Source organism: Barnesiella sp. An22, assembly GCF_963931395.1.
GTDB lineage: Bacteria > Bacteroidota > Bacteroidia > Bacteroidales > Barnesiellaceae > Barnesiella > Barnesiella merdigallinarum.
In genome coordinates, this window is record NZ_OZ007014.1 from 13,477 (window position 1) to 26,266 (window position 12,790).

Sequence of the window (12,790 nt, forward strand, 5' to 3'; positions counted from 1 at the left end):
AGGCTTTTTATTTCACACCCGTATGACCGAATCCACCGGCTCCGCGCTCGGTCTCGTCGAGCGACTCGACCTCGTCCCACTCGACCCGGCAATACTCCTTCACCACCATCTGGCAGATGCGCTCGCCATCCTCAATGGTAAAGGGCTTGTCCGATACGTTGAGCACAATGATGCCCACCTCGCCCCGATAGTCGGCGTCGATGGTGCCCGGCGTGTTGGGTATGGTGATGCCATGCTTCAGCGCCAGCCCGCTGCGCGGCCGTATCTGCGCCTCATACCCCTCGGGCAGGGCGATATAGAGACCGGTGGGGATGAGCTTGCGCTCGAGGGGAGCCAGGGTGACCGGCTCGGACAGGTTGGCGCGAATATCCATACCGGCCGAAAACAGCGTGCTGTACGAGGGTAGCGCATGATGCGACTTGTTGACTATCTTGACAGAGACCTTCATCGGAATATACGTTTATAAAGAATACTTATTTTCACTCTTTTAATCTGCGAAAATAACGAAATCCTATCAATAAAGCACCCTATTTTTTATATTTTAATGCGATACCCGTCCAAAGGGGGCCGAGTTTTTTGCCGCTTCGCAATATTTTATCTCTCTTTTTTACTACATTTGCACAGATTGTTGACAAGAATCCATAAACATGCAAGCCAAGGATACCCCCACCCAAATGCACTGGGACCGCCTCATCACCTCCAAACGCTTCGGCATGGAGAAATACCACGACGAGCGACACCACACCCGCACCGACTTTCAGCGCGACTACGACCGCCTGGTCTTCTCGGCACCCTTCCGTCGCCTGCAGAACAAGACTCAGGTATTCCCGTTGCCGGGCAGCATATTCGTGCACAACCGGCTCACCCACAGCCTCGAAGTCTCGTGCGTAGGGCGCTCGCTGGGCAACAACGTGTCGTCTACGCTCTCCGAGAAATACAGCGGCGAGCCCTGGTGCCACAAGCTCAACCACCTGGGGGCCATCACCTCGGCGGCTTGTCTGGCCCACGACCTGGGCAATCCCCCCTTCGGCCACTCGGGCGAACGGGCCATTGCCACCTACTTCTCCGAGGGGAACGGGCAGGTGCTGAAACAGGAATTGAAAAACGAGCACCACTGGCAAGACTTCACCCACTTCGAGGGGAATGCCAACGCCTTCCGCCTGCTCACCCACCAGTTCCACGGCCGGCGTCCCGGCGGCTTTGCCCTCACCTACTCGACTCTTGCCTCGATTGTGAAATATCCCTACTCGTCCATCCAGTCGACCAAGCGGGGCAAGTCGGGATTCTTCACCTCGGAGAAGGAAGATTTCCTGCGCATCGCCAACGACCTGGGCATGCTCCCCGAGGGCGACAGCGGCGAGCGTTACCATCGCCACCCGCTGGTCTATCTGGTCGAGGCGGCCGACGACATCTGCTACCAGATTATGGACATCGAGGATGCCCACAAGCTGAAGATTCTCACCACCGAAACGGTGAAGAGGCTCTTCCTCGACTTCTTCGACCCGAAGCGGCAACAGCACATTCTCGACGTGCTCAAGGTGGTGACCGACCTCAACGAGCAGATTGTCTACCTGCGCTCCTGCGTCATCGGCACCCTCATCGACGAGTGCTCGGCCCTCTTCTGCCGCGAAGAACAGGCGTTGCTCGAAGGACGGTTTACCGGGGCTTTGGTCGACCACATCTCCGACCGTCCCTGCCAGGCCTACCGCAACTGCGCCGCCACGGCGATGGAAAAGATTTACAAATCGTCCGACGTGCTCGACATCGAGCTGGCCGGTAACCGCATCATATCGGTGCTGCTCGACAAGTTTCTCGATGCCGTGCGATTCCCCGACAAGGCCTATTCGCGCCTGCTGCTCAACAAGGTACCCGAGCAATACGAGATGCACGCCCCCACGCTCTACGGCAAGGTACAGGCGGTCATCGACTACATATCGGGCATGACCGACGTCTATGCCCTCGACCTCTATCGCAAAATCAACGGCATGAGCCTCCCCTCGCTTTAAACACGAATACACGCATGAAAAGATTCTGCACGATACTTCTGCTCCTTCTCTTCGTCCCCCTGCTGCGGGCGGTCGAATATACCCCCGCCCAAGTGCCCAACGTGCACCAGACCGACGGCCGGCGGTTTGTAAGCAACCCCGACGGGATACTCTCGCCCGAGACCGTCGACACGCTCGACCGCACGCTCTTCGGCCTGCAAGAGGCCACCACCAGCGAGGTGGCCGTCGTGGCCCTGCAGTCGATCGGCCAGGCCGATACCGACCTCTTTGCCACCGAGCTCTTCACCCAGTGGGGCATCGGCAAAAAGAACGACAACGGCCTGCTCGTGCTGCTCGTGCTCGACCAGCGGCGCATCACCTTCCGCACCGGCTACGGGCTGGAGGGGGTTCTACCCGATGCCATCTGCAAGCGCATCCAGTCGCGCTACATCCTGCCTCGCTTCAGGGAGGGCAACTACGACCAGGGCATGATCGACGGTATCACGGCCGTCTCCCGCATACTCACCGACCCCGCCGCGGCCGAGGAGATTACGGCAGCTCCCCAGGTTCAGGGGATAGAAATCGACTGGGGAAAGATATTCAACGGCTACATTACCATCTCGCTCATCGTCTCGCACATCCTGCTCTTCGCCATGCTGTGGATAGTGGCCCGCTATGCCCGCAAAGGACCCTACGAACAGTACAAGCGGCTGGTGGCCTTCCGCCCCTTCCTGCTTGTCGGCAGCTTCATCTTCCCCTTCTTCGTGTGGCTGCTCTACGGTGGGCTGAACCGCCGGCTCAAACGGCTGCGCAACAAACCCCGCAAGTGTGAATCGTGCGGCGGCACCATGCGCAAGCTGAACGAAGAGGAGGACAACCTCTACCTCACCCCGCAGGAGAATACCGAAGAGCAACTCAACTCGGTCGACTACGACGTGTGGCTCTGCGACCAGTGCGGCAACACCCTCGTCTATCCCTACGAAAACCAATTCACCCAATACCAGCGGTGCCCCTACTGCCACAGCCGGGCCTACAGCCTCGAAGGCGACCATATCCTGCGCCGGGCTACCGCCGTAAGCACCGGACTGGGCGAGAAGCGCTACATCTGTGCCCATTGCCACAAGATAGACCGCAAAGTCTACATCATCCCCGTCGTTGCAGCGGCCACCATCATTGGCGGTTCGGGCCGGGGCGGAGGATTCGGTGGAGGCGGTTTCGGCGGCGGATTCGGTGGAGGCTCCACCGGCGGCGGTGGTGCCTCGTCGGGCTGGTAGTGCTTCGGTCTCCTCACGCATCAGACAATCATCATTCATCACTTAAACATACCATGAACATGAAAAAATCGCATCTTCTGCTCACTGCGCTGGCCATAAGCTCGCTGACCGCCTGCAAGACGACGCCGCAAAGCCCCGTATCCCTGCAATGGGAGATGGGCGAGAACCAAGAGGAACCCGGATTCTACGGGAGCACCTTCACCCTTGTCAATACCTCGGACAAGCCGCTCGAAACCGGATGGGAAATCTACTACACCCAACTCTCGCCCCGCCAGGTAAAGAACTACGAAAACTCACCGGTGACAATCGAGATGGTCAACCCCGGATACTACAAGATGACCCCTGCCGACTCGTGGCAACCGCTTGCCCCCGGCGACTCCATCGCCATACACTACCTCAACAGGGGTATCCTCACCCAGACCCAATTTACCCCCAAGTCGCCCTTCTTCGTGCAGAGCGACGACAAGCCGGTATCCATACCCCTCACCATCGCACCCTTCACCCGTGAAGCACAGTGGACCGTTCCCGACCGGGTGGCTCCCCCTTACCCCGACGGGGCTACCTGCTATGCCCAGAACGAAGCGCTCCAGACCGACTACACTCCGCAAACCTACGACATGCTGCCCTCGCTCAAAGAGGTGACCCCGCGCACGGGGGTGTCGGTTATCTCCGAGAACATCTCGCTCAGCGTCGAGGAGGGTTTTGCCAATGAAGCTCGCCTGCTGGTGCAGGAACTGGAAAAGATAGGTTACCACGTCACCGACAACGGGCAGACCGTCATCGCCCTCTGCCACTTCGCCAAAAACACCCAGGCCCGCAACGACGAGCACTACCGGCTCGATGTCCGCGACAACTACATCACCGTCAGCGGGGCTACGCCTCACGCCATCTTCAACGGCTCGCAGACCCTGCTCTCGCTGCTGAAGCGGCAGAACATCCCTGCCCGGCTCGACAACGTAGCCATCGACGACTACCCCGACCTGCTCTACCGCGGCATGATGCTCGACATCGCCCGCAACTTCACCCGCAAGGCCGACCTCTTCAGGCTGATTGACCTGCTGGCCTCGTACAAAATCAACACCTTCCACTTCCACTTCAGCGACGACGAAGCCTGGCGGCTCGAGATTCCCGGACTCGAAGAGCTCACCTCGGTGGGGGCGCACCGCGGGTTTACCCGCGACGAGAGCCAATGCCTCTACCCCAACTACTACGGAGGCTGGAATCCCGCCGATACCACCGCCACAGCCAACGGCTATTATACCCGCCAGGATTTTATCGATTTGCTGCAATATGCCGCCAGCCGTCACATCACCGTTATCCCCGAAATCGAGTCGCCGGGACATGCCCGCGCAGCCATCGTTGCCATGAAAGCTCGCTACAACCGATTGAAAGACAGTGACCCCGAGGGTGCCAAAGAGTACCTGCTCTCCGAGAAAGCCGATACCTCGAAATATGTCTCGGCCCAAGCCTATACCGACAATGTGATGAATGTCTCTCTCCCCTCGGTCTACCGCTTCATGGAAAAAGTGAGCGACGAGATTATCGCCATGTACCGCGAAGCCGGTGTACCGCTGGCCGCTATTCACATCGGTGGCGACGAAGTACCCCACGGCTCGTGGGAAGGGTCGCCCTCTTGCCAGCGATTTATGAAAGAGCAGGGTATGACCCACCCGCACCAACTGGCCGAACACTTCCTCGACCAGGTATCGGCCATGCTGGCCGGGAAAGGTGTAAAAGTATCGGGGTGGCAAGAGGTTGCCCTCAACCACTCACCCGAGCTGAACGCCCGAATCGCACCCCGCTTCGACGGTGTATACTGCTGGCGCACCACCGGACGCAGCGACATAATACCCTACACCGTGGCTAATGACGGATATGGCGTGATTCTCTGCAATGTCAGCAATTTCTACCTCGACTTGGCCTACAATTCCCACAAAGACGAGCCGGGACTCATCTGGGGTGGCTATGTCGACCAATTTGCCTCGTACAACATGCTCCCCTACAACATCTACTGCTCGGCCCGCACCGACATGGCCGGCAACCCCAAGAATCTCAAGAAGGCCCACCAGGGCAAGGTGGCCCTCCAGCCACAGGCCCGCCCCCGCATCAAGGGTATACAGGCGCAGCTCTTTGCCGAGACACTGGGCAGTTTCGAACAGGCGCAATACTACATCTTCCCCAAGATTTTCGGCCTCGTAGAGCGCGGCTGGAATGCCACCCCCGACTGGTCGCCCACCCCGACCGACGACAAAGAGGCTCTTTATGAAGAGGCCCGTGCCATCTACAATGCCAAGATTGCGGCAGTCGAAATGCCTCGCCTCGCCCACGAAGGGGTCAACTTCCGCATCCCCCAACCCGGTGTGCAGATTGTCGACGGCAAGCTCTATGCCAACTCGCCCATCCCGCAAGCCGAGATACGCTACACCACCGACGGCAGCGAGCCTACGGCCGAGTCGCCCCGCTGGGAGGAACCCCTCGACTGCCAGGCTCAAGTTGTCAAGGCCCGACTCTTCTACCTGGGGAAAGAGAGTCTCACCTCTACCTTTGTCAACAACGACTGACCTCACGTCGACACCCCATAACAAGACAGCCGCACGGAGCACTCCATGCGGCTGTCGGTCATTTATAAACAATACAAATTTCAATACGGGCAGAGCCCTTTCTTGAAAACCACGGGGCCTGTTTATTGCTTGTGTGCCAGCAGATACTCGGCAATCTGCACGGCATTCAGGGCAGCACCCTTCTTAATCTGGTCGCTCACGGTCCAGAAGGTCAACCCGTTGGGGTTGGATATATCGCTGCGGATACGGCCTACATACACCGGATCGCACCCGGCCTTGAAGAGCGGCATGGGGTATACGCGATTCTCGGGATCGTCCTCGAGCACCACACCCGGGGCATGGGCAAAAGCCTCGCGGGCCTCGGCCACCGATACGGGACGCTCGGTCTCTACCCAGATGGCTTCGGAGTGAGCCCGCATCACCGGCACACGCACGCAGGTTGCGCTCACGGCTATATCGGAGTGCATAATCTTGCGCGTCTCGTTATACATCTTCATCTCCTCCTTGGTATAGAGGTTGTCGGTAAAGACATCGACCTGGGGAATGAGGTTGTAGGCCAGTTGGAAGAAGAATTTCTCGACCGTGGGTTGCTCGCCGGCCACGAGTTGCTCGAACTGTTTCTTCAGCTCGGCCATGGCCGATGCACCGGCACCGCTGGCAGCCTGATAGGTAGCCACATGCACCCGCTTGATGTGCGAGAGGGCCTCGATGGCATTCAGGGCCACAACCATCTGTATGGTGGTGCAGTTGGGGTTGGCGATAATTCCGCGGGGACGCACGAAAGCATCGTCGCCATTCACCTCGGGAACCACCAGAGGCACGTCGTCGTCCATGCGGAAAGCACTCGAGTTGTCAATCATGATGGCGCCGTAGCGGGTAATCGTCTCGGCAAACTCTTTCGAGGTACCGGCACCGGCCGAGGTGAAAGCAATATCCACGCCCTTGAAATCGTCATTGTGCTTCAGCTCCTTGACTACAACCTGTTTACCCCTGAAGGGATAAGCACGTCCTGCACTCCGAGAGGAACCGAACAACAACAGTTCGTCGATCGGGAAATTCCGCTCGTCCAAAACTCTTAGGAACTCTTGTCCGACAGCGCCACTGGCGCCCACAATAGCGACTTTCATCTTCTTTCTTTTGTAATTTTATACGTTAAAATCTCGTTTTTCCTTTTTCCCTAAAAAGAGATGCAAATATACAACTATTTAGGTAAAACCATATCAAAACGTAATAATTATATTCTTCTCACTGCATTTTAGATATTTGCGACACTTTTCAAACAGAAGGAAGCGTATGGCTTGCAAGAGCGAACTTTTATTTGTATTTTTGTCGCATATTTACAGTTTCAGCATCTCAAAATTACAGAGTCATGGGCAGCATTACTTCTCTACCGATTGAGAATCCGGTACTGATTTTCTTTATTGTACTGGTTATCATCCTGCTTGCGCCCATACTCCTCAATCGCATACGAGTTCCCCACATCATCGGGCTTATCATCGCCGGGGTTATCATCGGGCCCAACGGCCTTAACCTGCTGGCCCGCGACAGCAGTTTCGAAATATTCGGCAACGTAGGTATCCTCTACCTGATGTTTTTGGCCGGTCTCGAAATCGACATGAACGATTTCAAAAAGACCCGCAAAGACGGTATAATCTTCGGTCTCTACACCTTTCTCGTCCCCATGATTCTGGGTACGATTACCAGCTACTACACGCTGCATCTCGACCTCATGACCTCGATTTTACTGGCCAGCATGTATGCTTCGCACACACTCATCGCCTATCCCATCATCAGCCGGTACGGAATCTCGCGCAGCCGGGCCGTACCCGTGACGATTGCGGGCACGATTTTCACCGTATTGGGAGCACTCATCATTTTGGCGGTCATCTCGGGCATGGTGCGGGGCGACCTCACCGAGTTCTTCTGGCTCAGACTGTCGGTCAACATCGCCATCTACAGCGTGGCCATCCTCTACATCTACCCGCGGCTCACCCGCTGGTTCTTCAAGAACTACAACGACAACGTCACCCAGTTCATCTTCATCCTGGCACTCGTCTTCCTTGCCTCGTACATGGCGCAGGTCATCGGGTTGGAGGCCATCTTGGGAGCTTTCTTTGCCGGCATCGTACTCAACCGGTTCATTCCCAATGTATCGCCGCTGATGAACCGGCTCGAATTTGTAGGCAACGCGCTATTCATTCCCTATTTCCTCATCGGGGTAGGTATGCTCATCGACTTGCGGGTTATCGTCAGCGGCACCGATACGCTCATCGTCGCCATCAACATGTCGGTTGTCGCCACCCTGTGCAAATGGATTGCCGCCTGGCTCACCCAAAAGAGTTGCCACATGACAAAGATAGACCGCAAACTCATCTTCGGGTTGAGTAACGCCCAAGCCGCTGCCACACTGGCCGCCGTGATTATCGGTCACGACATCGGGCTATTCAACGAAGAAATCCTCAACGGCACCATCGTGATGATTCTGGTTACCTGCATCATCAGTACGCTGGTCACCGAGAAAGCCGCCCGCCAAATGGTCGTCGACATGCAGAACAACGAACCGAAATCTTCCAAATCGCCCGTACAGAGCGAACAGATACTGATACCCATCGCCAACCCCAGCACCATCGAGAACCTCATCAACCTGGCCCTGCTGCTCAAGTCGCCCCAAAAGCGGACTCCCCTCTATGCCCTGCATGTGACCGACGACAGCAAGACGAGCAACTACCGCTCGCAGTCGATTCTCGAGTTTGCCGGTAAAGTAGCCTCATCGGCCGATACCAAACTGATTCCCATCGCCCGGTACGACATGAACATCACCAGCGGCATCATCCACACCATGAAGGAGCGGAACATTACCGAGGTCGTGCTGGGTTTGCACCACAAGGCCAATATCGTCGATACCTTCTTCGGTGCCAAAATCGAGTCGCTGCTCAAGAACACCAACAAGATGATTCTCATCTCGAAGTGTGTAAACCCCATCAACACCATTACCCGCATCGTCATCGCCGTACCTCGCAAGGCCGAATATGAAACGGGCTTTGCCCGATGGATAGACCGGATAGCCAACATGGCCAAACAGATAGGCTGCCGGGCCATCTTCTATGCCTATGCCGAGACTATCCCTTACCTGAAAGCCCGGTTGAGAGCCGGTCGATACAACATCCGCAACGAGTTTGAAGTGCTCGAGAGCTGGGACGATTTCATGCTCTTGGCCAATGTAGTGCTCGACGACGACCTTTTCATCGTCGTGAGCGCACGTCCCACTTCGGTCTCGTTCAATGCCGACGCCGACAACATTCCCTCGTTCCTTTCGAAATACTTCGTCGACAACAACCTTATCGTACTCTATCCCGAGCAGTTCGGTACCGCCGAGCCGGCCCCCGCTTCGTTCATGGAACCCATGTCGCACGACATGCTCAGCCACTCCGAAATTCTGGGTATCGAAAAGATTTTCCGACAACTCATCGCCTACAAAAAACGGTGGACCCACCGCAATCGCAAAAAGAAAATCGAATTGTAATACCGGCAAGGTTACCGCCCTACCATCCCTTGTGCCTGCACTCGCACCCGACAAAGAGCGGATGTGCCATTGGTTTTCGTCTCTACCGGATTGAAGTGTCGCAGCACGGCGTTCCAACGTCCCGGTATAGATACGCCGCGGACTGCACCCGTTCCACTCCTCAAACGCATAGACAACTATTTGGGAACCACCCAACAAAAAAAGAGAGACTCGTAAGTCTCTCTTTTTTTATGCTACCATAAAATAACTTCTTTATTTTACTTGGTCGGCCAACTCGGCACCAGCTTTGAATTTAACCACTTTCTTGGCAGCGATAGTGATTTTTTCTTTAGTTGCCGGATTGATACCTGTGCGAGCAGCTTTCTCTGCAACGCCAAAAGTTCCAAAACCAATAAGAGCCACTTTGTCCCCTTTTACGAGTGATTCCGAAACTGCTTCTACAAAAGCGTCCAATGCCTTCTTTGCGTCAACTTTGCTCAAACCGGCTTTTTCGGCCATAGCATTGATAAGTTCAGTCTTGTTCATAACATGTATAATTAAAAGTTAAGTAATAATCTCCCTGAAGAGCAGCACGGCAAATGTAAATATTAAAATGATATAGTGCAAACAATAAAGTAAAAAAATATAATAAAAGTCGCTATTTTATAATATAACACACCCATATTTGAGTAAATCCTTGAAAAATCACTATTTTTGCTTGCAAAATCAGGGGATAATCTGTTTTATGTCTTAGACTACAAGGCAGTTACCCTCGTCAATAAAAGAACGATTATTTATGCAAAACAGATCTTTTTTGGGATCGATACCGCCCGTCACGCTCAATCTTATCATCATCAACTTCATTGTGTGGCTGGCTGCGTTGACCCTGCCCAAAATTGCCGGCATCGACTTGAATTATCTGCTGGGATTGCACTACATCGAAGCCGACGATTTCAACGTCATTCAGTTGGTCACCTACATGTTCCTTCACGACACGAACAGCTTCGACCACATCTTCTTCAACATGTTCTCGGTCTTCATGTTCGGCCGTACACTCGAGGCGGTGTGGGGTGGCAAACGGTTCATCTTCTACTACCTCACCACCGGTATAGGAGCCGGTCTGATACAGGAGCTGGCCTGGTATTTCGAACTGCATTCGGCCATCGACGCTACGGTAGCCCAGTTGGGCTGGGACCAAACCTCGATGCTGCTCAACCAGTTTGTTACCGTGGGAGCCTCGGGAGCCGCCTTCGGTATCCTGCTCGCCTTTGGCATGTTGTTCCCCAACGCGCCGCTCTTCATCCTGTTTATCCCCATACCCATCAAGGCTAAATATTTTGTTATCTTCTACGGCCTCCTCGAACTGATATTCGGTATCAGCGGCACCATGAGCGGTGTAGCTCACTTTGCCCACCTGGGAGGCATGCTCTTCGGATTCTTCCTCATACGCTATTGGAAAAAGAAAGGAATAGGCGGTGGCGGCTTCTATTATTGACAACCTCAAGCGGCAGTTCGGGCAAGGCTCGGTACTGCTGAAACTCATCTATATCAACGTAGCGGTGTTCCTGCTGCTACGCATCACGGGGGTTGTACTCCTGCTGTTCAACATCGACCTCTCGATTGTGCTCCCCTACATCGAGATGCCCTCCGATCCCTACGAGTTTATCACCCATCCGTGGACTCTGCTCACCTACATGTTCGTACACTACGACGTGTGGCACATCCTCTTCAACATGCTGTGGCTCTACTGGTTCGGGCAGATATTCCTCACCTCCTTCGGCGAGAAGCAGATGGTGGGGCTCTACCTGTGGGGCGGCATTGCCGGCGGACTGCTCTACCTGCTCTCGTACAACCTCTTCCCCTATTTCGAGGGAAAGCAGGGGCTCATGTGCGGAGCCTCGGCCTCGATTATCGCCATCGTGGTGGCTACCGCCTTCCGCATGCCCGACTATAAAATCAACCTGCTCTTTCTCGGGGCTATCTCGCTGAAATACATTGCTATCGTCACTATCCTCATCGACCTGCTCAGCGTCACCTCGGCCAACGGCGGCGGCCACATTGCTCACCTGGGCGGTGCCCTGCTGGGCTACTGGTTCATCGTGCGTTGGGAGAAGGGAAAAGACCTCACCGCTCCGCTCAACCGACTCATCGACCGCATCGTGACGGCTTGCAAGCCGCGGCCCCGTATCCGTGTGAAGCGCCCCTCGGCCCGCACCGCCTACCGCACCTCGTCACGACCCGAAACCGATATGGAATATCGGGCCCGCAAAAAACGGGAGAGCGACGAGATTGACGCCATTCTCGATAAAATCAAGAAATCGGGGTACACCTCGCTGACGGCCGAAGAGAAAAAGCGGCTCTTCGAGGCCGGGAAAAAATAACCGGGATATGAAACATGTCGTCAAAATCATATTACTGATACTCAATACTCTGTGGGGATTACTCCTCATCATGGGAGCCTACTCGGCCTACTGTCCCACCCGCGTGGGCATTCTGCTCGAGCTGCTCTTTCCCCTCAACCTCTTCGTGTGCGTGGCCTTTCTCTTCGTATGGCTCGCCTATAACCCGCGCTATATCTGGGTACCCGTGGCGGCCCTGGTACTGGCCTGGGGAGGCATAGCCCGCTACTGCCCCATACACAAGCCCCAGCCGCCCGACAACAGCGCCCCGGGGTTCACGCTGATGACCTATAACGTCTATTTCCTACTCGACTACGAGGGGAGCGATACACCCCAAAACCGCACCATCTCGTTCCTGCTGGCACAGGATGCCGACCTGGTGTGCCTGCAAGAGGCGCCCGAACTGGCCGACCCCAACCCCGGCCTGAAGGTTGCGCAGGCGCAAATCGACAGCATCCACGCACGCTATCCCTACCGGATACCCACGAGCCACGGCATGAACTTCCTCTCGAAATATCCGGCCCGCCTGCTCTTCGACACCGTCTACTCCGAATCGAGTGCCGTAGCGGCCTATCGGGTACAGATAGGCGAGCGCGAGGTTACCATCGTCAACCAGCACATGGAGTCGATTGGGCTTACTCAAACCGACAAGGAGCTCTACCACGAGATTACCGCACACCCCAATACCGACTACCTCGACGAGGTGAAGAAGCATCTGCTCTCCAAACTTGTCAATGCGGCCCGGGCCCGCAACAAACAGGCCGACCTCACGGCCGAGAAAATCGAAGAGCTCGCCGGCAACGTAATCGTGTGCGGCGACTTCAACGACTCGCCCCTCTCCTATGCCGTGCGCCGGTTCCGCCGCATGGGATTCCGCAACGCCTACAACGAACTGGGTCTGGGGCCCGGTATCACCTACCACGCCAACCGGTTCTGGTTCCGCATCGACCACATTCTCTACAAGGGCAACATGGAGGCGCGTTGGCTCGAACGGCTGCGCTACAAGAGTTCCGACCACTACCCGCTCCTGGTACGATTTGCCTGGGAGCCCCCTGCCGAAATTCATTAA

10 protein-coding genes are annotated in these 12,790 nt (G+C 55.7%); 7 read left to right on the forward strand and 3 right to left on the reverse strand.

The annotated features are described in order from the left end of the window. Positions 1 to 7: 7 nt before the first annotated feature. Positions 8 to 448, reverse strand: coding sequence for a dUTP diphosphatase (gene dut, locus ABGT88_RS00060; RefSeq protein ID WP_087407997.1), 441 nt, complete (start codon positions 446 to 448; stop codon positions 8 to 10). A 226-nt stretch (positions 449 to 674) separates the two neighbouring features. Here dut and dgt point away from each other — a divergent pair, with 226 nt between their 5' ends. The 3 genes from dgt to ABGT88_RS00075 are packed head-to-tail and all read left to right on the forward strand — an operon-like array spanning position 675 to position 5,820. After that, complete coding sequence (dgt, locus tag ABGT88_RS00065; protein ID WP_087408046.1) at positions 675 to 2,006, forward strand: dGTP triphosphohydrolase; 1,332 nt, start codon at positions 675 to 677, stop codon at positions 2,004 to 2,006. Positions 2,007 to 2,020: 14 nt separating this feature from the next. Next, positions 2,021 to 3,259 (forward strand): YgcG family protein, encoded by a 1,239-nt coding sequence (locus ABGT88_RS00070; protein WP_087407996.1) that lies wholly within the window; start codon positions 2,021 to 2,023, stop codon positions 3,257 to 3,259. Positions 3,260 to 3,318: 59 nt separating this feature from the next. After that, positions 3,319 to 5,820 carry a family 20 glycosylhydrolase gene (locus ABGT88_RS00075; protein ID WP_346699768.1) on the forward strand — a complete coding sequence of 834 codons (2,502 nt, stop codon included), beginning with the start codon at positions 3,319 to 3,321 and terminating at the stop codon, positions 5,818 to 5,820. A 122-nt stretch (positions 5,821 to 5,942) separates the two neighbouring features. Here ABGT88_RS00075 and ABGT88_RS00080 read toward each other — a convergent pair whose 3' ends face one another. Further along, positions 5,943 to 6,947: an aspartate-semialdehyde dehydrogenase gene (locus ABGT88_RS00080; RefSeq protein WP_087407995.1), complete on the reverse strand. Its 1,005-nt coding sequence runs from the start codon at positions 6,945 to 6,947 to the stop codon at positions 5,943 to 5,945. Positions 6,948 to 7,189: 242 nt separating this feature from the next. On the opposite strand from ABGT88_RS00080, the gene ABGT88_RS00085 reads away from it, so the two are divergent. After that, a complete protein-coding gene (locus ABGT88_RS00085) occupies positions 7,190 to 9,343 on the forward strand; it encodes a cation:proton antiporter (protein ID WP_087407994.1) in 2,154 nt (717 codons plus the stop codon). Between the two features lie 252 nt (positions 9,344 to 9,595). Here the strand turns inward: ABGT88_RS00085 and ABGT88_RS00090 are convergent, their stop codons facing one another. Further along, positions 9,596 to 9,868 carry an HU family DNA-binding protein gene (locus tag ABGT88_RS00090; RefSeq protein WP_087407993.1) on the reverse strand — a complete coding sequence of 91 codons (273 nt, stop codon included), beginning with the start codon at positions 9,866 to 9,868 and terminating at the stop codon, positions 9,596 to 9,598. Positions 9,869 to 10,118: 250 nt separating this feature from the next. Between ABGT88_RS00090 and ABGT88_RS00095 the strand changes: the two genes are divergently transcribed. Genes ABGT88_RS00095 through ABGT88_RS00105 form a run of 3 tightly spaced genes read left to right on the forward strand, consistent with a single transcriptional unit; the run spans position 10,119 to position 12,790 of the window. Next, complete coding sequence (locus ABGT88_RS00095; protein ID WP_300131954.1) at positions 10,119 to 10,817, forward strand: rhomboid family intramembrane serine protease; 699 nt, start codon at positions 10,119 to 10,121, stop codon at positions 10,815 to 10,817. After that, positions 10,798 to 11,703 carry a rhomboid family intramembrane serine protease gene (locus ABGT88_RS00100; RefSeq protein WP_346699771.1) on the forward strand — a complete coding sequence of 302 codons (906 nt, stop codon included), beginning with the start codon at positions 10,798 to 10,800 and terminating at the stop codon, positions 11,701 to 11,703. The genes ABGT88_RS00095 and ABGT88_RS00100 overlap by 20 nt, the downstream gene beginning before the upstream one ends. Positions 11,704 to 11,710: 7 nt before the next feature. Continuing rightward, positions 11,711 to 12,790 carry an endonuclease/exonuclease/phosphatase family protein gene (locus tag ABGT88_RS00105; protein ID WP_346699773.1) on the forward strand — a complete coding sequence of 360 codons (1,080 nt, stop codon included), beginning with the start codon at positions 11,711 to 11,713 and terminating at the stop codon, positions 12,788 to 12,790.